Genomic DNA, 23,940 nt, shown 5'->3' with positions numbered 1-23,940 from the left:
TCTCCAACAAATAAAATAATTTAGTGCTGTTATAGTTTACAGTACTACATGAAGCAACTCGCGCCTATATTTCTCTTTCTTTTTTCCTTTGTGGGGTGGGCGCAAGACATCACTTCCAATGATCGCTCTAAAAATGTTGCAGTCAGCGATACGATCGTCATAGACAGTGTAAGTATCAATCCAGCGAGGTTCGAACTCAGATCCAATGAGATCTTGATCGACAGCATTAAATATGAGGTCGATTTTGCCAAAAGTATCTTGATGCTGAAGGACTCTACACTCTTGCGACAGGATTCACTGACCATCAATTATCTTCGATACCCAACCTTTTTGACCAAAAAGTACTTTGCCTTGGATGAGAATCTGATTCTCGACAGCAATGGCAACAGTACCAACTTATATTCGCTCCAACAAGATAAGCGCAGTCCGTTCTCGCCTTTCGCAGGGCTCGCTACCTCTGGAAGTATTTCGCGAGGGGTCACCATTGGTAACAACCAAAATGCAGTGCTCAACTCACAATTGGACCTCCAAATAGCAGGAAAGCTTTCCGACAAGATCACATTAAGAGCGTCTATCAAAGATGCGAATATCCCATTGCAAGAAAGTGGCTATTCGCAACGACTGGATGAATTTGACCAAGTATTTATCGAGCTCGAAAGTCAAAACTGGAAGGTCAGAGCTGGCGATGTCAACCTGGAGAATAGCGATTCGTACTTTATGCGCTTTACCAAAAAGGTTCAAGGTATTGCCATCACCGCCAATTTGAATCATGAGAATTCAAGGACAGAGCTTTATGGCTCCGGAGCATTGGTGCGGGGACGCTATACTCAAAGTCAGTTTCAAGGACAGGAAGGCAACCAAGGCCCTTATAAACTATTAGGTCCTAACAACGAATTGTTCATACTTATCATTTCGGGTAGCGAGCGCGTATATGTCAACGGGATTCTGTTGGAACGCGGAGAGAACAACGACTACGTGATCGATTACAATGCCGGAGAGCTTCGTTTTAACGCCACCTATCCCATCACTTCAGATATGCGCATTACTGTCGAATATCAATTCACCGACAACAATTATACGCGCTTTATCGCCTACGGTGGTACACAACATACAAATGAAAACTTTAAGATCGCCGGGTATGTCTATTCAGAAAATGATGCCAAGAACCAACCAATACAACAGAATCTATCGACAGAACAGGTGCAAATTTTAAGTGACGCCGGTGACGACCGCACCTTGATGCAAGCACCTTCGGCGGTAGAAGCAGCTTTTGATGAGAATCGTATCCAATACCGTAAAGAAATGGTCGGTGGGGAAGAGGTGTTCGTTTTTTCCAACAACCCTAACGACGAACTTTTTAATGTACGCTTTAGTCTTGTAGGTCCCAATCTTGGAAATTACATTATTGCCAATGATGTCGCCGTTGGCAATATCTTTGAATACGTTGCCCCTATTCTTGGCGTGCCGCAGGGAAACTATGAACCGATCATTCAATTGGCAGCACCGACCAAATTACAGATGGCGGTCGTCAATGGTTCCTATATGCCTTCAGAAAAGACCAACATGAACTTTGAATTGGCATTGAGCAACAATGACCTCAACTTATTTTCGACTATCGACGATGATGACAATCAAGGGCTTGCTGCCAAATTAAATGTCAGACAGCGCCTCTCCGACAAGAAATGGAAGATCGATGGTTTTGCCGATATCGACTTTGTACAGCGAGAATTTAGAAATATCGAAGGCTTATATTCCATCGAATTCAACCGGGATTGGAACTTGTCTAACGCGGCCAATTTTCTAAAACAGAATATCAATGGGACCCTTGGAGATCAACAATTGCTGAAGACCGGGCTGCATTTGCTTCATCCTAAAAAAGGAAACGCCGCCTATACGTTCGAATATTTGGACTTCAAGGACAATGTGACAGGGAATAGGCATGTGGTCACAGCAAATCTTGCTCTGGATAGCTTACGATTACGAACAAATACCAGCCTCTTAAACAACGAAACAACCGAGACCACCTCTAACTTTTTACGCTCTAGGAATAGAGCCGTACTTAAGATCAAGAAAAAATGGGTTGGTGCTGAATTCAATATCGAAGACAACCAGCAACGAGCCATCGTCAATGATTCTTTGACCCCTTTGAGTCAGCGTTTTAGCGAATACCTGGTATTTACTGGTGTTGGCGATAGTACAAAGGTATTTGTCGAGGTGGGCTACAAATACCGTCAAAATGATAGTATACAAAATAATAGGCTTCAACGTTTTAATACTTCCAACACCTATTATCTGAACAGTAGATTGCTCAACAATGAAAATTCGCAACTTTCATTATTCGCAAGTTATCGCGACTTTGATTATGAAGCTGAGAACATTGAAGATGAACGGTCCTTGAATTCGAGGATCTTGTACAATCAGATCCTCTTTAAGCAGTTGATGAAATTTAACATGGCCTACGAGACCAATGCCGGAAGCCTGCCTCGACAAGAGTTTACCTTTGTTCAGGTAGAGCCCGGACAAGGTGCTTATGTATGGATTGATTATAACAACAATGGCATCCAAGAACTCAATGAATTTGAGCTGGCACAATTCCAAGATCAGGCCGAATACATTCGGGTGTTACTGCCCAACCAAGTCTTTGTACGTACTTTCGAAAATAAGTTCAGCACAAATATCACATGGAGTCCAGCAAGGTGGAGTGGCGATAAAGGATTCAAAAAAATTATCTCGCATTTCTACAATCAAACCTCCTATCTCATCGACCGAAAGGTAGACCGCGAGGGAAATGATTTCAACCTCAACCCCTTCTCCTCCAGTGGCAATGTCTTAGGCTTGACTCAGAGTGTTAGAAACGCCATCTTCTTTAACCGAGGTAAGCAACATTACACCACCCAATATACCTTTTTAAGCACCCGAGCCAAAAATCAGCTTTCAACGGGAGCACAAGAGAACAACTTGCGCTCGCATCAGATGAGATTTACCCATAAGTTAAATGACTATTGGCTTACAAATTTGGAAACAGAGACCAATGTAAATGAAAGCATCGCGGAGAATTTTCCAACTCGGAATTTTGAGATCGATACTTATAGTATCAATCCGAAGATCTCCTATCTCTTTAATAAGAATGCTCGATTTGATGTATTCTATGAGTTTACCGACCGTAAAAATCAAATCGGAAATCTTGAAAGTTTGAAACAGCAACGTGTGGGTACTTCTTTTAGCTATGCCAATGCACAAAAGATCTCTATTATCGGAGAATTCAACTATTTCGACAATCAGTTTGAAGGGAATGCCTTTTCGCCTGTGGGCTATCAGATGCTAGAAGGATTGCAAGCAGGAACCAACTTTACATGGAGCTTATTGGCACAAAAACAATTGACCAAGTTTTTAGATCTAAATCTTAACTATCAAGGACGAAAATCCGAGACCTCGAAGATGATCCATACCGGGACAGTGCAGTTGAAGGCGTATTTCTAAAGACCTCACAGGTTTTGAAGACCTGTGAGGTCTATACATTTGATGTTAAAATAATTATAAGAAAAATCTGATTTCTTAAGGTCGTCACAAAAACGCAGATAAATACGTTTTTTCTGTTAAATACTTAAGAATTTTACTTCAAAGTTTATCTTTTCATTGAGATTCTGAGTCTCTTGTTGTGGTTAGTTTTAATTATTACTAATCAAAAACATCTCAATTAAATGAAACACTATTTTACAATTCTCGCATTCGTTTTGTCATTTTCAGCTTTTGCTCAACAGACAGAAAATTCCTCTGATCTTTTCAAACGACACGAACTAAGATTGAATACACTCTACGCACCTTTTGGGGCTGTAAATGTCGATTATGAATATCTTTTAGCCGAAAAATCAGGCTTAGGCGTTAGAGGGAACTTTTCTTTTAGGAAGGACGATGAATTCAATTGGTCGCTCTCTGCATATTATCGGCGATACTTTTTTAGTAAAAAGCCAGGAAGCGGTTTTTATATTGAAGGATTCGCCCAAGGAACAGAATACGGCTTTCAGAATTTTCGTTCTCCTACTACTACCACAGCTTATAATTTGGGTTTTGGTGTGGGGTTGGGCTACAAAGTGCTGATCGATGACAAATGGACCATTGAAGCTGGAATCGGTCTTGGCAAAAACCTTTTTGACACTGGCGATAATAAGGAAATAGCCAGAGCTGTGATCGGTATTGGCTACCGATTCTAAAAACAAAGACCTCGCAGGTTTTAAAACCTGCGAGGTTTGAGTCTTTATTTCATCTTCATCAACCAGGTGCGCATATCCACTTCCTTCTTGATGATCTCTCTAACTTCAGAGATCTTTACGCGTTGTTGTTCCATCGTATCGCGATGACGGATAGTGACGGTCTCATCCTCTAAGGTCTGGTGGTCCACAGTGATACAAAAGGGTGTTCCTGCTGCATCTTGACGGCGATATCTCCTACCAACGGCATCCTTCTCGTCATAGGCGACGTTGAAATCCCATTTCAGCTCTTCCACAAGCTTCTTGGCCACTTCTGGCAATCCGTCCCTTTTGATCAATGGAAGCACGGCTGCCTTGGTCGGTGCCAGCACCGCAGGCAATGCCAATACCGTTCGTTCTGAACCGTCTTCGAGCGTCTCTTCTTTTAACGATTTAGAGAACACCGCTAAGAACATGCGGTCCAGACCGATAGAGGTCTCTAAGACGTATGGCACATAGCTCTCATTCGTCTCTGGATCGAAATAGCGAAGTTTCTTTCCCGAGTATTCTTCGTGTTGCGAAAGATCAAAATCTGTCCGCGAGTGGATGCCTTCGAGTTCTTTGAACCCGAATGGAAATCTAAATTCTATATCGGCAGCGGCATCTGCGTAATGCGCCAGCTTTTCATGATCATGAAAACGGTAATTGTCCTCGCCCATACCAAGTGACAAATGCCACTTTAGGCGGGTCTCTTTCCAGGTCTCGTACCATTCCTTTTGGGTGCCTGGTTTAATAAAGTATTGCATCTCCATCTGCTCGAACTCTCGCATGCGGAAGATAAATTGGCGAGCGACGATCTCGTTTCGGAATGCCTTTCCTGTTTGGGCTATTCCGAAAGGGATCTTCATCCGTCCTGTCTTCTGAACATTCAAGAAATTCACGAAGATGCCTTGCGCGGTCTCTGGTCGCAAATAAAGGTCCATCGCAGAATCGGCAGAAGCCCCCAACTTGGTACCAAACATCAAATTGAATTGCTTCACATCGGTCCAGTTTCTACTTCCTGATTCTGGACAAGCAATTTCCAGTTCCTCGATCAGTGCCTTTACATCGGCCAGGTCTTCCTTTTCTAAGGATTGCCCAAGACGTTTCAGGATCGCTTCCCCTTTTTCTTTGTATCCCACAACTCGAGGGTTGGTATTTACAAATTGCTCCTTATCAAAGGCATCACCAAAGCGTTTTGCTGCTTTGGCAACTTCTTTTTCAATTTTGGCGTCTAATTTTCCTACATAATCTTCTACCAATACATCTGCGCGATATCGCTTCTTGGAATCTTTATTGTCGATTAGCGGGTCATTAAAGGCATCTACGTGGCCAGAAGCTTTCCAAGTGGTCGGATGCATAAAGATGGCAGCATCGATGCCCACAATATTATCGTGCATCTGCACCATGGCCTTCCACCAATATTCTCTGATATTATTCTTTAGCTCTACACCATTTTGGGCATAGTCATATACCGCACTTAGCCCATCATAGATCTCACTGGATTGAAATACGTACCCGTACTCCTTTGCGTGAGAAATTACCTTTTTAAATTGATCTTCGTTTTTTGCCATGGCGCAAAAATAGTGCTTTGTTTTAATTTAAAGAAGAAGAATCAGCGAAGCTCAAACCTAGTACTGCCGATAAGTTTAAAGTCGTGGAAGATATTTACGAAGTATTGTCCTTTTTCAAGGTCCTTTATGGCAAGATTGATCGCTTTTGCGCTAGACGGGTCATCCCAAACGATCTCGGAATTTTTTGTATAGAAAAGACGTTCATCCCCTCGTACAATGGCCTGCCGCTCGCCTATGACCTTATTCTTAGGGTCTAACACCTGTACGTACAAGTTGTTCAGATGTTCTTGGTCAGAGAATCCATTGGCCTTCAAATTAAAGGAGATCAGAAGCCTATTTGCCTTATCTGCCATGTCATTGGCCAGTAATTTTCCGTCTCTCAATCTCAACGTTCTCACCTGCAATTGATCGATAACAACGGAGATATCGGCTGCCTTAGGTTCCTCTTTCACGATTTTGGTCCTACCATTTAGCACCTCGTTCTGTTCTTGGATCTTACGGGTAAGTCCTTTGTTCACCACCGATAACGAATCGGCTAGTTGCAACAATCGCTTATTTTCATTTCGAAGACCTCTTAACTTCCTGCGATATTCTATGAGTAGCGAGTAGTTGGACTCACTGGTCTTCACAGAATCCAGCAGGCGATCGATACGAATCTTATTTTCGGAAAGCTGTTCGGAAAATCCAGAAGCATTTATTTTTAAACTATCATAGGCGTCGGCCATTTTTTTCAGGTCCTGTTCTAAAATTCGCCTCTCGCTTTCTAGAAAAGACTCTTTGTCATTGCTCACCCTATGATTCAAATAAGAGACAACCACCAATGATATTACCGAAATGGCAAGAATACCAATTAATATGCGCTGATTTCTATCTCGGCTGTTTGTTCTCATTCAAAACTTGTAAATTTAAGGGAGCCGTGTGGGCCTTTTCAATCATATACAACGTGATAAATATATTAAATAATATACTATCGGTCTTTTTTCCTGAGGTTTGCTTGGCTTGTAAGCATGCTTTGATTTCTAATGAAAAACATATTTGTACCACCTGTCGGCACGAGCTTCCGCAAACCGAGTATCATGCAATTAAAAACAATTCCACCGCAAAGGTATTGTATGGTAGAGTGCGTGTAGAAAATGCTACTTCATTATTTTTCTTTCAGAAAGATAGCAGGGTACAGCAACTGATGCATCTTCTTAAGTATAAAGGACATGAGGAGATCTCTTTTCTACTAGGTAAATGGCTTGGGGCACAACTAAAGGAAGTGCCATACTTCGATGAAATCGATATTGTAATTCCTGTGCCGCTACATCCAAGAAGGCAAAGAAAGCGAGGATACAATCAGGTTACCGGCTTTGGCAAGGAACTTTCGTCCATGCTGAATTCGACATTTGATGACAGTATCTTATACAGAACGCGATTTACTAAAAAGATGGTTTTCAAAAAACGTCTCGATCGTTGGCAAAGTCTAGAAAACAGCTTTCAGCTTACGGATGAATCTTCATTGGTAGGCAAGCACATACTATTGGTCGATGATGTTATTACCACTGGAGCTACGTTAGAATCTTGTGCCAATGCCTTACTCAAGGTTCCAGGTGTAAAAATTAGTGTCGCTACCATGGCAATTACTGTTTGATTGCCTCGTTATTATATCGTTACTTTGCACAAATTCTTATGCTATTGATGAAACGTCTTTCTTCGTACATTTTAGTTGTTGTCATTTTCTTTAGTATTCTCAATTGTGCAAAGCGTGGCACACCCACTGGCGGTGAAAAGGACACAACTCCCCCACAAATGGTCAAGGCAGACCCACCCATGTTTACAACGAACTATGACAACCAACGTATCAGGATCTATTTTGACGAATATATAAAACTGAGTGAGCTTCAAAAGCAACTCATTGTTTCGCCCCCCATCGATCAAGGAGGATATGTGATACGCCCTCAAGGTACGGCCAGCAAATATGTGGAAATCAATATCAAAGACACACTACAGGAAAACACCACCTATACCTTTAATTTTGGCCGAAGTATACAAGATAATAACGAAGGAAACCCGTACGAATATTTCACCTATGTATTCTCTACCGGAAACTATATCGATTCTTTAGAGGTGACTGGCGTGGTAAAGGATGCCATAAAAAAATTCCCAGACCAGTTTGTATCGGTCATGTTATACGAAAAAAACGAGCAATACGGTGATAGTACGATCTATAAGGAAAAACCGACCTATATCACCAATACCTTAGACAGCGCTGTCAGTTTCAGACTGGCCAACCTTCGTGCAGGAAAATATAAAATGATCGCTCTGAAAGATGTAGGCAACAATTATACTTTTGACCCTGCGACCGATAAGATCGCTTTTGTGAAAGAAGACATTGTCGTGCCTACAGATTCGATCTATGAATTAACGCTCTTTAAGGAGATAGAAAACTTCTCGATAGGGAGGCCCGGGATGATCTCTAGAAATCGTATTGCTTTTGCATATACAGGCTTGCCGGATAGTATGGAAATAAAGTTACTATCTTCAAAACCAGAAGGGTTCAAAGAAAAGATCACTAAGGAAAAAGATAAGGATTCATTGAATTATTGGTTCACTCCTATCGACTTAGATTCTTTGCAGTTTGAGGTCTCAAAAGGTACAGAGAAGGAAACTTTCACAGTTAGGAAACGAAAGTTGCCAAAGGATTCCTTGACGCTCAAACCCAATATTAGAGGCAGCATTGTGCCTGGAAAACGTTTTGCGATACTCAGCAATATTCCTCTTGAAGCCAAAGATGAGAGCCTGATGAGTCTCATAGACAAAGACTCGATGCCAGTCCCTTTCACTACCATGATCAAGGAAGAGGACGGGGAATTGCAATTGGAATTCGATTTTGAAACCGCCCCAAGCCAACGTTATCGATTGGCATTGTTGCCAAACGCCATCAAAGATTTTTATGGTGACACCAATGACTCTTTAGACTTTACATTAAGCACCAAGAGCTTGGCTGATTATGGCAATATTCGTGTAACCTTACAAAACGTGAAGCAATATCCCATTATTCTGCAGGTGACCGTAGAAAAGGGAGAAGTTGTAAAAGAGATCTACGCCACAGCTTCGCAACCAGAGTACAGCTTCGAGTCATTGGAGCCTGGCAAGTATTATATTCGATTGATCTATGATGAAAATAAAAACGGGCAATGGGATACTGGAAATTTTCTTGAGAAACGCCAGCCAGAAAAAGTTTACTACCTACCAGGTGACCTAAAACCCCTTAGAGCCAATTGGGATATTAACGAGACCTTCATTCTTCCTGAAGAGTAAAAAGATCTCTGTCCTTCAAGAATCCTAGTTTCTTACGATTCGTCTCGATGTGATGCTTGTTGAGTATTATTGTTTCGAGTCCTTCATTTCCGTGCTTCATATTCACCAACTCAGCTCCAAGCACATCATAGACAGATGAATGTCCAGGATACCGATGTCCATTGGGGTCTTCGCCTATGCGGTTCACACCAATACAATAACACATATTCTCGATGGCTCTGGCCTTTAGTAGGGCATCCCAAGCATTGATTCTGGGCTGTGGCCAGTTGGCAACATAGATCAGGGCATCAAAATCTTGGGTATTGCGCGACCAGACTGGAAAGCGAAGGTCATAGCATATCATAGGACACCATTTCCATCCCAAATAATCGATGACCACACGCTCTTTCCCTGCGGCGTAGGTCTTATCTTCACCTGCCAATGTAAAGGAATGCCGCTTGTCGTAGGTTACGATTTCTCCAGAAGGCATAACGAATATGAAGCGATTTCGATAAAGGTCATTCTCAACAATAATGACACTGCCCATGATCGCAACCTGCTTTTGGCGAGCCATTTCCTTCATCCATACGACCGTTTCTCCGTCCATGGTCTCTGCCACGGTGTTTGGGTTCATCGTAAAGCCAGTAGAAAACATTTCTGGAAGAACGACAACATCTGAATCAGCTTCCACACGCGCGATCATTTCTGTAAAATGAACTCGATTTGCTTCGGGCTGTTGCCAAATAAGATCGGCTTGGACAAGTGTTATTTTGAGTGCCTCTTTCATCTTATAAAAATAATCTTTTTGAACGTCATCCACTCAGTATCTATTATTTTTACATTATGGATATTCAGTATTCAAAATGCACACTTAAAGACGCTGACAAACTGGCTGCTTTAGCCAAGCAGACATTTGTCGATGCCTTTGAAAAAGATAACGATCCTGAAGATTTTTGGAGCTATACCAATACCGCCTTTTCTACAGAAACCATAGAAAGACAATTGAAAGAACCAAAGAGTCATTTTTATTTTGTGCATCACGGTAGTGCCCTTATAGGTTATTTCAAACTCAACGAGCCAGCCGCCCAGTCTGACCTAAAAGAACCTGGAACAATAGAGTTAGAGCGTATCTATATTTCGAAAGATTTTCAGGGAAAAGGCCTTGGGGCCAAAGTACTTCGTAAAGCGATAGCGATCGCTCAGAAATTCAATCCAGAGTATCTCTGGTTAGGTGTCTGGGAACATAACGGCAGTGCTATTCGGTTTTACGAAAAGCATGGTTTTGTGAAATTTGGCGAGCATCCTTATTGGTTAGGCAGCGATAAGCAAACCGATTGGTTGATGCGATTACCTTGCTGATCAATTCATGTTCTTTAGGGAGTCCAACTCAGAGAACAATTCATGTGGAAACTCGTCACTGGCTTCCATCGTTTCTTTATAGGAGACGGCGATATCCTTCAATAAGCGTACGTGCGGTAACTTATCATCGTTCTTCAATTTTATGAGTGTGTTGTTGAAACAATCGAATAGTTTCATCACTATTTCGTGATTTACCCGTTCTTTCTTAAGTCGAAACGCAAATTTTTTGCAATATGCAAGAAAGGTCTGAGGATGATTTGCCAATTGGATAAGAGTACTCTCAAATTTTCTGAGGCAGGTCGATTCCGAATTAAAAGTACTAAAGGAAAATTGCTCTTTTTCCTTGGTTGCCAATAAAAGAAAGCTATCTCTGATGAGGTCGCTGCAATCGCAGGGAGCCAAATAATAGACGTCGAGTGCAACATTGGAGTTGATCACCAAGACATTGTTTTTACATGATTCTTTCAGAAATTCTTGAAGGGATTTGGCCATTGAACCCCTGACCAACAATCTTCGCTGATTTTTGGTTCTGATCTGAAGCAATCTCAATGTCCTATCCGACTCCATGCGCTAGTGGCCCTTATATTTCCTACAACACTTAAAAATGAGCGTTCAGCGTTGTTTTTCTGCCATATTGTATAATGTGAGCAGTTGCAAGATAACAAACAAATAATTGATATCTATCTAACTCACATTATACAACATCAGCTATTATGTTGAAATTATTTTAGATCGAAGCGATCAAGATTCATCACTTTTACCCAAGCTGAAACAAAATCTTTGACAAATTTTTCTTCAGAATCATTAAACGCATACACCTCTGCAAGTGCGCGTAATTCTGAATTTGACCCAAAGATAAGGTCGACACGTGTTCCTGTCCATCTTAGATCGTTGGTCTTGCGATCGCGTCCTTCAAATACGTCCTCTTTGTCCGAAATCGCTTTCCAGACAGTTCTCATATCTAGAAGATTGATAAAGAAGTCGTTGGTCAATGCTTCGGGACGTTTTGTGAATACCCCGTGTTTTGAATGGTCAAAATTGGTGTTCAACACTCGCATTCCGCCAACTAAGACGGTCATTTCTGGGGCCGTCAACGTCAATAGCTGCGATCGATCGATCAGCATTTCCTCGGCCGTTGCATTATGCTTTGGGTTATAATAATTGCGGAATCCATCTGCACCCGGTTCTAGCGCTTCAAAGGATTCTGCATCGGTCTGTGCTTCGGTGGCATCCATACGTCCTGGGGTGAAAGGGACTTCAATAGCGTGCCCCGCATTTTTTGCCGCTTGTTCCAAGCCCGCACAACCTCCTAAGACGATCAAGTCTGCCAAAGAAACTTTTTTGTTGCCCGATTGGGTGTTGTTGAATTCACTTTGAATACTATCTAGGGTATCCAATACTTTTGATAATTGCTTTGGATCGTTTACCTCCCAAGAATTTTGTGGGTTTAGCCGAATTCGTGCACCATTGGCTCCACCGCGCTTGTCCGAGTCGCGATAGGTCGAGGCAGAGGCCCATGCGGTTGATACCAGTTGAGATACAGAGAGTCCTGCATCTAATATCTTGGCTTTAAGCTTAGCGATGTCGTTCTCGTCGATCAAGTCATGGTCCACTGCAGGAATCGGGTCTTGCCAAATCAATTCCTCGCTAGGCACCTCTGGCCCAAGATAACGTGATATAGGACCCATATCGCGATGCGTTAATTTATACCACGCCTTTTGATACGCCTCCTTGAACTCTTCAGGGTTTTCGAGGAAATGTCTTGCGATCTTCTCATAAGCTGGATCCATTCGCAATGAAAGGTCTGTAACAAGCATAAAAGGTGCGTGTTTCTTTGTTGGATCATGCGCGTCAGGAATTGTCCCAGCTCCGGCATCTCCCTTCGGTTTAAATTGATGCGCTCCTGCGGGACTTTTGGTCAATTCCCACTCATAGCCGAAGAGGTTCTCCAAATATTTGTGGCTCCACTTGGTTGGGCTGTCTGTCCAGGCGCCTTCCAGACCACTGGTAATGGTATCTGAACCAAATCCGGTTCCAAATTTATTTTTCCAACCCATACTCTGCTGCTCTATGGGAGCGCCTTCTGGTTCTACATCAACATATTCGGCGTCACTTGCTGCACCATGCGTTTTACCAAAGGTGTGTCCGCCAGCGATCAACGCTACAGTCTCGTAGTCATTCATGGCCATTCGACCAAAGGTTTCGCGAATATCATGCGCAGCTGCAACAGGATCCGGATTGGCATTCGGTCCTTCAGGATTTACATAGATCAATCCCATGTGAGCAGCTCCCAATGGATTTTCCAATTTTCCCTCCTTAGCATATCGCTCTTTATTACCAAGCCATTCGCCTTCGGAGCCCCAATAAATATCCTCTTCTGGTTGCCAAATATCTTCACGTCCACCACCAAAGCCATACATTGGCAATCCCATTGACTCATGAGCCACATTACCCGTTAATATGAGAAGGTCGGACCATGATAATTTCTTTCCGTACTTCTGTTTTATTGGCCACAATAACAAACGTGCCTTATCTAGGTTTGCGTTATCCGGCCAACTGTTGAGTGGTGCAAAACGCTGTGCGCCCGTTCCACCGCCACCACGTCCGTCTGCGATACGATAGGTCCCTGCGGCATGCCATGCCATTCGAATGAAGAAGGGTCCATAATGTCCATAATCTGCCGGCCACCAATCTTGGCTATCGGTCATTAGGTCGGTAAGGTCTTTTTTAACGGCATCCAAGTCCAGTTTTTTGAACTCTTCTGCATAATTGAAGTCTTTGTCCATTGGGTCGGCCAATTCTGAATGCTGACGAAGTATGCTCAGATTCAATGAATTTGGCCACCAGTCTCTGTTGGTAGTTCCGCCACCAGCACTTTTTGTTACAGCACCACCAGAAAAAGGGCATTTGCTTTCACTGTTTACATTATAACTACTTGTGCGATTTGGTGAGGGATGGCTATCGTTACTCATAATTTAGTGTGTTTTGGTTATTGAATTTTTTGTATTCTATAAAGTTACTTCATTATTAGTTGAAAAACAGCGATCTAAATCATTTGAGTTGATTTTACCATCGAAAATAATTATATCATTAAGAATTTATGATTGGTTTTGCTTATTGTGTAGTGTTTAAAATACGCGCTGCCTTTTGTAGGGTTTCTTCTTTTTTAGCAAAACAAAAACGCAACAAACGATTGTCTTCATTATTTACATTAAAAACCGAGATTGGAATAGAGGCTAAACCATATTCGGTGCACAATCGTTTAGCAAAATCAACATCACTTTCGTCTGTAATTGCCGAGTAATCCAATAACTGAAAATAGGTCCCCTTAGAAGGTGTAAAAGAAAACTTCGACCCGGAGATCATTTCTAAGAATGCATCCCGTTTCCTCTCATAGAAGGCAGGTAATTCTAAATAGCTGGAGGCATCCTCCAAATAGGTGGCAAAGGCTCGTTGCATAGGGTGGTTGGCACAAAACACATTGAATTGGTGTGTCTTTCTAAATTCTTCCATCAATTGTTTCGGAGCTACACAATATCCCGTCTTCCAGCCAGTGTTGTGAAACGTTTTTCCAAAGGAAGCACAAATGAAAGTTCTTTCGGCCAATCCGGGAAATCTAGAAGCGCTCTGATGCGCTTTTCCATCAAAGACAATATGCTCGTATACCTCATCGCTGAGCAAGATGATATCGGTATCCGCCAGTACCGCCTCTAGTCGAAGCATATCCTCTTTAGAAAGCACCGTTCCACTTGGATTGTGTGGTGTATTGATGATGACCATTTTGGTCTTCGAGCTGATCTTATTCTTCACCTCGCTCCAATCCACCTTGAATTCCTTTCCTTGCAATTGCACGAACACCGGAATTCCGCCGTTGACCACGATGGCAGGCTCATAACAATCGTAGGCAGGCTTAAATAGGAGCACTTCATCTCCTGGGCGTATAAAGGTTGAAATAATGGTGAAAATCGCCTGTGTGGCACCTGCAGTGATGGTGATCTCGTGTTCTGGATCATAGGTCTTTTTATGAAGACTCTCAATTTTTTCAGCGATCACCTCTCTTAGCGAATATATTCCTGGCATAGGTGCGTACTGATTATATCCAGCTTTCATCGCTTTGGTCACCAATTCGATCAGTTTTGGGTCCGTGGGAAAATCGGGGAAGCCTTGCGATAAGTTGATGGCTTTATGCTGGTGAGCAAGGCGACTCATTACGGTAAAGATGGTGGTCTCTACTTTTGGAAGTTTGGACAGATGGTTGATCATTTAATAAAGCTAACAAAAAATCCCAAACCTATTCGGAATGGGATTTGGATTCCTGCTTCCACAGGAATGACAATGAATATATGATTAACCTTTCAGGCTAGCTTTGAGATATTCGCGATTCATACGGGCGATGTTCTCTAGTGAAATGCCTTTAGGGCATTCTACCTCGCAAGCGCCAGTATTGGTACAGTTACCAAAACCTTCTTCGTCCATTTGCTTGACCATGTTCAAAACACGATCGGTAGCTTCGACCTGTCCTTGTGGAAGTAAAGCGAATTGCGATACTTTAGCCGACACGAACAACATGGCCGACGAATTCTTACAACTCGCTACACAAGCCCCGCAACCGATACATGTAGCTGCGTCAAAAGCTTTGTCTGCATGCTCCTTTTCAATTGGAATGGCATTCGCATCTTGGGTATTTCCAGAAGTATTTACCGAAATGAATCCACCAGCTTGCTGGATGCGGTCAAAGGACGATCGATCCACGATGAGATCCTTTACTACTGGAAACGCTTTTGCTCTCCAAGGTTCGATATAAATGGTGTCTCCATCATTAAAACTACGCATGTGCAATTGGCATGCGGTTATTTGGGTTTGAGGTCCGTGCGCCCTTCCGTTGATGAATAGCGAACACGTACCACAAATTCCTTCTCTACAATCATGATCAAAGGCTATCGGAGATTCCCCTTTATCTATTAAATCTTGATTAAGAACATCCAACATCTCCAAAAATGACATGTCTGGTGATACATTATCGAGTTGATAATCTACCATTTTTCCTTTATCCTGAGCGTTTTTCTGACGCCAAATTTTTAGTGTTAATTTCATCTTTTATTAGATTTTAGTATTGAGTATTGAGTATTGAGCAGTTATACGTCTAACATCTCATATCTCAACACTGACATCTATTTATAGCTTCTTTCTTTTACTTCAATATTCTCGTACTCAAGTGCTTCCTTGTGATGCACTGCCTCACTTGGTTGTCCTTTATATTCCCAAGCTGAGACATATTGATATTCTGGTCTTCGTAACGCTTCGCCATTATCGGTTTGGTACTCTTCTCTGAAATGGCCACCAGCAGATTCTTCACGCTCCAAGGCGTCTTTTGCAAATAATTCACCAAGCTCTAAGAAATCGGCAACTCGACCCGCCTTTGCCAATTCTTCATTGTATTCGTTATCTGTACCTGGAACCAAAACATCCTTGTGGAATTCCTCGCGAAGTGCTGCGATCTCGGTGATCGCTTCCTTAAGATCTTTCGCGTTACGGGCCATGCCACATTTATTCCACATAATTTTACCCAAACGCTTATGGAAATGATCCACAGATTTTGTTCCTTGGTTGTTGATGAGCTTCTCAATATTGGATCGAACATTCTTTTCGGCCTCATCAAACTCAGGTAACTCAGTCGAAATCGGACCAGTTCGAATATCATCAGCGAGATAGTCTCCAATGGTGTAAGGCAATACAAAGTAACCATCTGCCAATCCTTGCATCAATGCAGAGGCTCCCAATCTGTTGGCTCCGTGATCCGAGAAATTGGCCTCCCCGATCGCATATAGACCAGGAACGGTGGTCATTAGGTTATAGTCTACCCAAAGTCCGCCCATGGTATAATGCACAGCAGGATAGATCATCATTGGGGTTTCGTATGGATTTTGGTCTACGATCTTCTCATACATCTGGAACAAGTTTCCGTACTTATTCTCTATGACCTCTTTTCCAAGTTTTTGAACTAATGCGGTGTCATCTTCATTTAAACCTTTGACGTGCGCTTGTTCTTTACCATAGCGCTCAATAGCAGCCGAAAAGTCGAGATAAACAGCTTCGCCCGTTTGGTTAACGCCGTAACCTGCATCGCATCGTTCTTTTGCCGCTCTCGAGGCAACATCCCTTGGCACTAGATTACCAAAGGCCGGGTAGCGACGTTCCAAATAGTAATCTCTATTTTCTTCGGCAATCTCAGTAGGTTTCAGTTTACCTTCTCTGATAGCCTTTACATCTTCTAAATTTTTAGGCACCCAAATACGGCCATCATTTCTGAGGGATTCGGACATCAGTGTCAATTTGGACTGATGGTCTCCCGAAACTGGTATACATGTCGGATGAATCTGCGTGTAGCATGGATTGGCAAAGAATGCACCTCGCTTATGGGCTTTCCATGCCGCGGTCACATTACTTCCCATGGCGTAGGTGGAAAGATAGAAGGCATTGCCATAACCGCCAGAACCAATCACAACGGCATGTGCCGAATGGCGCTCAATTTCACCGGTGACTAAGTTACGTGCTATGATCCCTCTGGCTTTGCCATCGACAACCACAACATCTAACATCTCATGTCGGGTGTACATTTTTATCTTACCTCGACCTATTTGACGGTTCATGGCCGCATAAGCGCCCAATAACAATTGTTGTCCCGTTTGTCCTTTCGCATAGAAGGTTCTGGACACCAAAACCCCGCCAAAAGAGCGGTTGTCCAACAGGCCTCCGTACTCTCGCGCAAAAGGAACGCCTTGGGCTACACACTGGTCGATGATATTGGTAGACACTTCGGCCAAACGATATACGTTTGCTTCACGAGAGCGATAATCACCCCCTTTTACGGTATCGTAGAAAAGTCGATAGGTAGAATCCCCATCTCCTTGGTAATTCTTCGCTGCGTTGATCCCTCCTTGTGCGGCGATCGAGTGTGCTCGTCTTGGAGAATCTTGAAAACAGAATGCCTTCACATTATATCCAAGCTCGGCCAGAGTGGCTGCGGCAGAACCTCCTGCTAGACCAGTACCGACAACAATGATATCGATAAGTCGTTTGTTAGCCGGGTTTACAAGGTTGATATTATTTTTATGATTTGTCCACTTGTCTGCTAATGGACCTGCTGGTATTTTTGAATCTAATATTGCCATATCTCAGAAAGTGCTTTTAGTGTGTTAAATGATGAAAGAGCGCGATGAATATAAAGAGCGCAGGTACTCCGATCGAGTAAACTTTTCCAAATCCCTTTAAACTACGTGTATATTTATTGTTGGCGCCCATCGATTGAAAGGCCGAATTGAAACCGTGTAATAAATGCAGCGCTAGCAGCACAAATGCTACCGAATAAATTGCAACTCTGATAGGACTTACGAACTTCTCTCTTAGCTCTTCGTAGTATCGAAATCCAGAATCGGCATTGTTTGGGTCTATTAGTCCTGACATATCACCTTCAATATACTTTACGGTCATCTCATGTACCCAGAAATCATAGAAGTGCAACCCAAGAAAAGCAAGGATCACCACTCCAGAAAGTAGCATGTTTCGGGACATCCAGCTAGAATTTTCAGCTCCTTTATTTTTTGCATAGCTCACATTTCGCGAAGCTCGATTTCTTGCCTCCAAGACAAAGCCCATCACAAAGTGGAAAATAACTCCGAATATTAAAATTGGTTGCATCAATCCTTGAATTACAGGATTGGTTCCCATGAAATGTGAGAGCTCGTTGAAAAGTTCGGGGCTAAACACAGAAGTAAAATTGATTGAAACATGCATTATCAGAAAAATCATTAGGAAGAGAGCTGATAACGCCATGGCTATTTTTCTTCCAATCGAAGATTTTAAAAATCCACTCATTCTTGTAGAAGTTAGTTTAAAATTGCTAACAAAATTACTGCACAGCCATGGTTTTAACAAACTTTGCGCATCGTTTTAAAGACTATTTAGAACAGATTTAATTAAATAGTAAGAATTGTTGAAGCCTCCATGCGAAAACGATTGAAAAATGATACCATATCTTAAACAAGATGACCTGATCTTTAACTGTTTTTAACGTAAAAAAAAAACGTCAGCTTTTACAGCTGACGCTTGATTTCATCATCCTAAAGAACCTCATCAACGTTAATTGCTCTGGTCTTTGCCATCTTTCTTCTCTGGACATTCTTTTGGGTTTTCTTTACACACCGCTTTTATCCATTTTTCCAGACTCCCCAAAAGTGTTTTCTCATAATATTTCAGCAGTTTTTCTGCACTTGTTGGTTTAAACAATTTAAGTGCACTCAGCGGTTTCCCCTGAACGATCTTATAGTTTAAGAATTTTACTTCAGAGTCACTATTCAATTCGATGATCAACTTAAGTGGTTGCGGAAACGAAGTGGACTGCTTCATAAAGGGTTGTTCAAATACCCAATCCTTCGCTGAAGTTGCACATTTCCCCATAGGGCCTGTAAAGTTGATGCCATATCTATAAAAATACTCTCCTTCTCCAGAATCCGAATATTCTTTTAAAATTGAAGAACTTTCGGGAATATAATTAAAAGGGAATTTCTTATAAACGCCGTCGTTCTGCGTATGCCACATAAACCGCTGGGCTTTTATGATGTTGAGCCCGCAAAAATTATCTGGAAAGATGATCTTCCCGTTGTAGGAAGGAAGGTCCTTTAAGAATTGTGTGGGAATTGTGATCTGTGGTTTACCGTCTACCAGCTTGGTAAAATCTACGACGACTCGATATTTGTCACTCCCCTGAGTGCCATTTAACAATTTCACATGACTCGGCACTTTTGGAAAGTCCGCTGGATCGGGTAATACATCAGGACCCGTATTCGTGTTCTGAACTGGTGATTTAGGTGTTGTGAAAATTTCAAAATCAGCCAATCGCAAACCTTGTCCCGTAAGTTGTTTACCCTTATTTAAGAAGGTATTCCATTTCAATCCCTTGGTCACAATATTACTACCGCTACTATTTTTCCACGCTCCAACATATCGCTGCTGAGACCCTATCTTAACAATTTCTAGATCGTATAAACGCAGCCCTTTGGCGGTAAGCTCTTTGCCCTTATCCAAAAAACTCTTCCATTTTAGTCCCTTGGTAATGATATTGGAACCAGACCCAGATCGCCAGTTACCCACATATCGGTATTTGCCCCCAACCTTGTAAGTTTCGAAATCTGCCAGTCGGAAACCTTTGGAAGTCATTTCTTTTCCTTTGTCTAAAAAGTCTTTCCATCGGAGTCCTTTAGTGATGATGTTATTTCCAGAACCTTTCTTCCAAAAGCCGACATATTTTCTTTTGCCTGCTGCCATAAAGATCTCGAAATCGATCAGACGATATCCGTTTTGGGTGAGTTGCTTTCCTTTATCGAGAAAGTCCTTCCATTCCAGAGGTTTTGAAAATTGGGTCTTTCCTTGTCCCTTTTTCCATGACCCAACATACTTCGCCCTTATTCCGCTTTTGATGATCTCAAAGTCGTCCAATCGAAGCCCTTTGCCTTTCATTTCCTTGTCTTTTTCGAGGAAAGCATTCCAAGGAAGTGCTTTGTGAATTAAATTTCCACCATGGCCACTCTCCCATACACCCACGTATTTCTTTTGTGCCATACCGGAAATGCACCACACAAATAGGCCAATTGTTATTAATATTGAAGTTTTCATCTTTTTGTTTTTAGTAGTTCATCTTTTTTAAAATAGGTCCAGGTTTGGCCATGATTTTACACCATTGATTCCCTGTTCGATGGCCGTTGCCAAAGCACCGCCTTGCCCGTCGCCATTGCCCGACGAATTGGACAAGATCACATAGCTGATGCTATTGTTCATTTTTTTCAATACGGTACTCGTGCCGCTCATTCCTCCGCTGTGAGACATTCTTGATCCCGAGCTATTTACTCCCCATCCCTTTGCGTAGCCAGAATTGGCCGAAGAACCGGTGGTCATTACATCGAAGGTCGATTTCTTAAGGATATCCTTTTTAGAAGGTTGTCCATCGACACGCACTATAAATCTCATAAGGTCGACAGATGAGGCGATCCATCCGCCATGGGCATCCATTTTGAGCATTTTTAAATTATATGCCCCGTTTCCACTACCTGCATAATAGGCAACTTCTTTATACTTGCGACCTTTCTTTGAGCTGCTTCCGATGTACATGTATTTAATACCGCATTTCTTCAAAACCTTATCTCGTAGATACTTCTCATAGGTCATTCCGGTCTTTTTCTCGATCACTCTTCCTAGCACACAAAAACCGAAATTGGAATACTCATACAAACTCCCGGGAGTATGCGTAGGATTGCGGTCGTCCAACACACGTGCGATGGTCGCAGCATGTGTTTCGCTTGTGGTAATTTTCATGGCGCCACCCCATTTATCCACTGTGGCATTTGGCTTTTGATTATTGTCCCAAGAATGACCTCCAGCTGTATGCTCTAATAGCTGCCCCACGGTGATCACTTTTTCTCTATTTCCGTAAGATTTACTGCCGTATTTGGTTCCGAGAATTTGTCCCTTTCCAAATACCTTGTCGGACAATTTCAATTTACCTTGTTCCACGAGTTGCATCACTGCCACCCCTGTGATCGGTTTTGAAACACTTGCCAATCGAAATAGGCTGGTAGCTGCTGCAATTTCTTTCTTGTCTTTCTCACCATAGCCATAGCCTTTTGCAAGTACCAATTTGCCATCTTTTACGATTCCTATAGATACGCCAGGGATCTTATAGTCTTTCATTACCTTTTTTATCTTGGCATCCAGTTGACCTAGGTCGCTACTGTTCCATCCGCCAACACTTTTAAAGGCGGCTGCATAACCAGCACCTTTGCCCGCATCGTGGCCACTAACACTTATGGGTCTAAACCCTTGGTAGTAATAGTTATCAAAATACAATTGATAATTTTTGCTGTTCATGCCATGTCTGGCGCTGTATCGGCCATTGACCTTTTCGAAGATGCAAGCATAGTACACTTTTCCGCCTACGTCATAACTGTCAACATGGGTTAGCTTATAGCCATTCTTCACATTTTTATTGAATTCCGCTTGATACTGACTGCTCGTTAATCCATGTCTGGCCTTATAGCCCGAAGTGGATCCTTTTTTCCAAATTGCGGCATAATAGGCTTTTCCTTTGATGCCATAGCCACTTACATGTACTAGGCGATAGCCTTTCTTATGGTTGTTGGTAAATTCTTTCTGGTATTGCGCGCCAGTCAAACCATGTCTAGCGATAAGACCCGAAGTATGCTGCTTTCTCCAAATCGCTGCATATCTTGCCTGTTTTCCATCGTAGTAACCATCCACATGTACCAAGCGATAGCCTGCCTTATGATTTTTTGTAAACTCGGCCTGATACTGTTTACCCGAGAGACCATGCCTGGCCTTATAGTTTAAACTACCCGATTTTTCCCATAAGCCTGCAAAATAGACCTTGCCGTTTACATAGTAGCCATCTACGGCCGTGAGTCTATATCCCTTCTTATGAAGGTTATTGAACTCACTTTGGTATTTTTGAGGAGTCATCCCGTGTTTCGCCGACCAATTCTTCATGGCCGTTGTGTTCATTGCTCCAGATGGAGTTGAGTTTGCACATACAAGCATGCCTGTTAGCATGCTTGCGCAAAAACAAATTGTTGATTTTAATAGATTCTTCATCACGAATACATTTTTGATTATTGATGATGCAAACCTATATATAGCAGGGAGTTGGAGTGTCCCAAATGATTGAATCTAAAGGATTTTGGACTCGATAGGGTGATTTTCCTTGTAGTCTGAAGGGGACATTCCCGTATGCTTTTTGAAAGCATTGTAGAAGGTAGATTTTGAGTTGAATCCTGCCTCAAGACCAATGGCTAGCATGGTGTAGCTTGAAAATTCAGGGTTGGCAAGTTTCGATTTGGCATCTTCTACGCGATATTTATTCACAAAATCTGAGAAATTACAGTCAGCAATTTTATTTACAAGTTGTGAGAGGTAGTTGCTACTGATGTTCAATTTTTCTGATGCTTTGGTGAGGTTCAACTCAGTACTTCTATAAATATGCTCATTTTCCAACAGATAGCATAATTCCTTGAAATAAGCATTGTCATTGGTAATGGTCATGGTACTCTTCTTTGATACCTGTTGAAGTTTGGTAGCGGTCAACTTCGCGATCAATTGAAAAAGAAATACATGACGCTCATTGAAGAAGGCCTTTTGAGAATGCTCGGAATCCAAAACACCCAGCAGTTCATCTTCAAAGGCAATGGGGACTGCCAATTCTGACATTCGTTGTTGATCATCCAAAATGTAGCGTTCTTCCGTATTGACATCTTGGACCAATTGCCATTCTCTGGTTTTCGCGGCGGCCCCCACAACACCTTTCCCAACGGGGATTTCTATTGGACTGAGTATCTTTCGCTGCCCTTTGTCCTTATTTCCATAGGCCGCTTTTTGAACGAGCATTTGTCGTTCTTTATCCAACAAATAAATGACACAATCCTCAAGGTCTAGCTTTGCAATACAATTTTTGGTAATGTCCCAGAGCACGTCTTCTTCCTTTTGTTTATCAAATAGGGAAGTGGCGAAATAACTGAGTATCGCCGTCACATCGTATTGCTGTCCCTCTAAAATCTGGAGTTCGTCTGAGGCGAATACCTTGTTAAGGCCTAAGAGTTGAAAGTTTGTGGTGATCTCTTCTAGCGATTGTAGTTCGCCCGCTTTAGCCATTTCAACTTTGTCCAAATGCTTTTCCCCAACAAAAAGAAATACATAGTAGAATCCTAAAAAGAGTAACCATAATGGATAGTATGGCCCATGTCCCCTAAGATCATCATCAAGTTTCATTGCTATTATGATCGCTCCCCACAGAACGGTGAGTATGATCAATATCGTATACATAATTCTCAGCCATCTGGTCCTCTTTGTGACCACTTTATACGAAAGATTACCGAAGCCAATTTCATAGTCTTTAATGATCTTGTAGTTCCAGATCCCTAAGATCAATGATAACATTACGGCTGAATTTTCGTCCCACTCAGCGCTTATCTGAGCTGCCGTTTGACTGGAAACGAGGTCAAAATCGAGCACTACGTTCACCTTCAAAAAGGTATAGAGAATGAAAAAAATAACAAAAGGCATTAGTAATAGGTAGCGATATTTCTTAAACAGCGCCATCCTATCCAAATAAGTGCATGTAAGTGCCGTGAACAATACTGGCGATAAAAACTGAAATGGTAGGTATAGCACCAATAGCCACTGATTCTCTTTGGTGATGCCAATATCAATGGCCAATACTTGAAGAATAACAATGCTACTTGTAATAAGAAACCAATAAAGATAGGGCGCTGACTTGCTCTTCCAAGCACTAAAAAGTTTAATGACACAGATCAGCACTACTATGGCGGCGGCTGATGCTATAATAATATTGAAGGTGTTCCAGTTCAAAGTATAATGACGGCTTTTGTATAAATTTACGATGAAACACCTTAAAAAAATAAAGACCCCGTAATATC

Annotated in this window: 17 protein-coding genes; 5 read left to right on the top strand and 12 right to left on the bottom strand. The window is 42.1% G+C overall.

Features of this window, described 5'->3' with window-relative positions:
* Positions 1–48 precede the first annotated feature (48 nt).
* Both ACFQ1M_RS14485 and ACFQ1M_RS14480 read left to right on the top strand, forming a co-directional pair.
* The gene (locus ACFQ1M_RS14485) at positions 49–3,480 is read left to right on the top strand and encodes a hypothetical protein (protein ID WP_386409444.1); all 3,432 of its coding nucleotides are present in this window, start codon (positions 49–51) and stop codon (positions 3,478–3,480) included.
* Between the two features lie 221 nt (positions 3,481–3,701).
* A complete protein-coding gene (locus tag ACFQ1M_RS14480) occupies positions 3,702–4,211 on the top strand; it encodes a DUF3575 domain-containing protein (RefSeq protein ID WP_386409442.1) in 510 nt (169 codons plus the stop codon).
* A gap of 44 nt (positions 4,212–4,255) precedes the next feature.
* Here ACFQ1M_RS14480 and ACFQ1M_RS14475 read toward each other — a convergent pair whose 3' ends face one another.
* Both ACFQ1M_RS14475 and ACFQ1M_RS14470 read right to left on the bottom strand, forming a co-directional pair.
* Positions 4,256–5,800, bottom strand: coding sequence for a glycine--tRNA ligase (locus ACFQ1M_RS14475; RefSeq protein ID WP_386409440.1), 1,545 nt, complete (start codon positions 5,798–5,800; stop codon positions 4,256–4,258).
* A gap of 41 nt (positions 5,801–5,841) precedes the next feature.
* Entirely contained in the window at positions 5,842–6,690 is an 849-nt protein-coding gene (locus ACFQ1M_RS14470; protein ID WP_386409438.1) for a hypothetical protein, read from the bottom strand.
* A gap of 53 nt (positions 6,691–6,743) precedes the next feature.
* On the opposite strand from ACFQ1M_RS14470, the gene ACFQ1M_RS14465 reads away from it, so the two are divergent.
* A complete protein-coding gene (locus ACFQ1M_RS14465; RefSeq protein ID WP_386409436.1) occupies positions 6,744–7,433 on the top strand; it encodes a ComF family protein in 690 nt (229 codons plus the stop codon).
* 47 nt (positions 7,434–7,480) lie between these two features.
* A complete protein-coding gene (locus ACFQ1M_RS14460) occupies positions 7,481–9,103 on the top strand; it encodes an Ig-like domain-containing protein (protein WP_386409434.1) in 1,623 nt (540 codons plus the stop codon).
* On the opposite strand, the gene ACFQ1M_RS14455 is transcribed toward ACFQ1M_RS14460, so the two are convergent.
* A complete protein-coding gene (locus tag ACFQ1M_RS14455) occupies positions 9,084–9,902 on the bottom strand; it encodes an amidohydrolase (RefSeq protein WP_386409432.1) in 819 nt (272 codons plus the stop codon). The two genes, ACFQ1M_RS14460 and ACFQ1M_RS14455, sit on opposite strands and share 20 nt — an antisense overlap.
* 23 nt (positions 9,903–9,925) lie before the next feature.
* On the opposite strand from ACFQ1M_RS14455, the gene ACFQ1M_RS14450 reads away from it, so the two are divergent.
* Complete coding sequence (locus tag ACFQ1M_RS14450; protein ID WP_386409430.1) at positions 9,926–10,441, top strand: GNAT family N-acetyltransferase; 516 nt, start codon at positions 9,926–9,928, stop codon at positions 10,439–10,441.
* Here the strand turns inward: ACFQ1M_RS14450 and ACFQ1M_RS14445 are convergent, their stop codons facing one another.
* The 9 genes from ACFQ1M_RS14445 to ACFQ1M_RS14405 form a co-directional block, all read right to left on the bottom strand.
* Positions 10,442–10,933 (bottom strand): hypothetical protein, encoded by a 492-nt coding sequence (locus tag ACFQ1M_RS14445; RefSeq protein WP_386409428.1) that lies wholly within the window; start codon positions 10,931–10,933, stop codon positions 10,442–10,444.
* Between the two features lie 230 nt (positions 10,934–11,163).
* Positions 11,164–13,413, bottom strand: a complete 2,250-nt coding sequence (gene katG, locus ACFQ1M_RS14440; RefSeq protein ID WP_386409426.1) for a catalase/peroxidase HPI — start codon at positions 13,411–13,413, stop codon at positions 11,164–11,166.
* 142 nt (positions 13,414–13,555) lie between these two features.
* Positions 13,556–14,701, bottom strand: coding sequence for a methionine aminotransferase (locus ACFQ1M_RS14435; protein ID WP_386410887.1), 1,146 nt, complete (start codon positions 14,699–14,701; stop codon positions 13,556–13,558).
* A gap of 87 nt (positions 14,702–14,788) precedes the next feature.
* Positions 14,789–15,535 (bottom strand): succinate dehydrogenase/fumarate reductase iron-sulfur subunit, encoded by a 747-nt coding sequence (locus ACFQ1M_RS14430; RefSeq protein ID WP_386409424.1) that lies wholly within the window; start codon positions 15,533–15,535, stop codon positions 14,789–14,791.
* A gap of 77 nt (positions 15,536–15,612) precedes the next feature.
* Entirely contained in the window at positions 15,613–17,613 is a 2,001-nt protein-coding gene (locus ACFQ1M_RS14425) for a fumarate reductase/succinate dehydrogenase flavoprotein subunit (protein ID WP_386409422.1), read from the bottom strand.
* A 16-nt stretch (positions 17,614–17,629) separates the two neighbouring features.
* Positions 17,630–18,316: a succinate dehydrogenase cytochrome b subunit gene (locus tag ACFQ1M_RS14420; RefSeq protein WP_386409420.1), complete on the bottom strand. Its 687-nt coding sequence runs from the start codon at positions 18,314–18,316 to the stop codon at positions 17,630–17,632.
* A gap of 264 nt (positions 18,317–18,580) precedes the next feature.
* On the bottom strand, positions 18,581–20,113 hold the full coding sequence (locus ACFQ1M_RS14415; RefSeq protein ID WP_386409418.1) for a hypothetical protein: 1,533 nt from the start codon (positions 20,111–20,113) through the stop codon (positions 18,581–18,583).
* Between the two features lie 27 nt (positions 20,114–20,140).
* On the bottom strand, positions 20,141–22,102 hold the full coding sequence (locus ACFQ1M_RS14410) for a serine hydrolase (protein WP_386409416.1): 1,962 nt from the start codon (positions 22,100–22,102) through the stop codon (positions 20,141–20,143).
* Between the two features lie 75 nt (positions 22,103–22,177).
* A complete protein-coding gene (locus ACFQ1M_RS14405; RefSeq protein WP_386409414.1) occupies positions 22,178–23,872 on the bottom strand; it encodes a helix-turn-helix domain-containing protein in 1,695 nt (564 codons plus the stop codon).
* Between the last annotated feature and the right edge of the window lie 68 nt (positions 23,873–23,940).

Origin of the sequence: Sungkyunkwania multivorans, from assembly GCF_042675645.1 — a bacterium.
Classification (GTDB): domain Bacteria; phylum Bacteroidota; class Bacteroidia; order Flavobacteriales; family Flavobacteriaceae; genus Sungkyunkwania; species Sungkyunkwania multivorans.
Note: the sequence above shows the minus strand (reverse complement) of the source record. Positions and strands in the feature narration are given on the sequence as shown.

What these genes read in the sequence shown, in the direction of transcription:
- ACFQ1M_RS14420 (WP_386409420.1), bottom strand. Translation starts at nt 18,316, where the DNA reads ATGAGTGGATTTTTAAAATCTTCGATTGGAAGAAAAATAGCCATGGCG.
- ACFQ1M_RS14430 (WP_386409424.1), bottom strand. Translation starts at nt 15,535, where the DNA reads ATGAAATTAACACTAAAAATTTGGCGTCAGAAAAACGCTCAGGATAAA.
- ACFQ1M_RS14450 (WP_386409430.1), top strand. Translation starts at nt 9,926, where the DNA reads ATGGATATTCAGTATTCAAAATGCACACTTAAAGACGCTGACAAACTG.
- ACFQ1M_RS14425 (WP_386409422.1), bottom strand. Translation starts at nt 17,613, where the DNA reads ATGGCAATATTAGATTCAAAAATACCAGCAGGTCCATTAGCAGACAAG.
- ACFQ1M_RS14480 (WP_386409442.1), top strand. Translation starts at nt 3,702, where the DNA reads ATGAAACACTATTTTACAATTCTCGCATTCGTTTTGTCATTTTCAGCT.
- ACFQ1M_RS14475 (WP_386409440.1), bottom strand. Translation starts at nt 5,800, where the DNA reads ATGGCAAAAAACGAAGATCAATTTAAAAAGGTAATTTCTCACGCAAAG.
- ACFQ1M_RS14470 (WP_386409438.1), bottom strand. Translation starts at nt 6,690, where the DNA reads ATGAGAACAAACAGCCGAGATAGAAATCAGCGCATATTAATTGGTATT.
- ACFQ1M_RS14415 (WP_386409418.1), bottom strand. Translation starts at nt 20,113, where the DNA reads ATGAAAACTTCAATATTAATAACAATTGGCCTATTTGTGTGGTGCATT.
- ACFQ1M_RS14485 (WP_386409444.1), top strand. Translation starts at nt 49, where the DNA reads ATGAAGCAACTCGCGCCTATATTTCTCTTTCTTTTTTCCTTTGTGGGG.
- ACFQ1M_RS14460 (WP_386409434.1), top strand. Translation starts at nt 7,481, where the DNA reads ATGAAACGTCTTTCTTCGTACATTTTAGTTGTTGTCATTTTCTTTAGT.
- katG (WP_386409426.1), bottom strand. Translation starts at nt 13,413, where the DNA reads ATGAGTAACGATAGCCATCCCTCACCAAATCGCACAAGTAGTTATAAT.
- ACFQ1M_RS14410 (WP_386409416.1), bottom strand. Translation starts at nt 22,102, where the DNA reads ATGAAGAATCTATTAAAATCAACAATTTGTTTTTGCGCAAGCATGCTA.
- ACFQ1M_RS14445 (WP_386409428.1), bottom strand. Translation starts at nt 10,933, where the DNA reads ATGGCCAAATCCCTTCAAGAATTTCTGAAAGAATCATGTAAAAACAAT.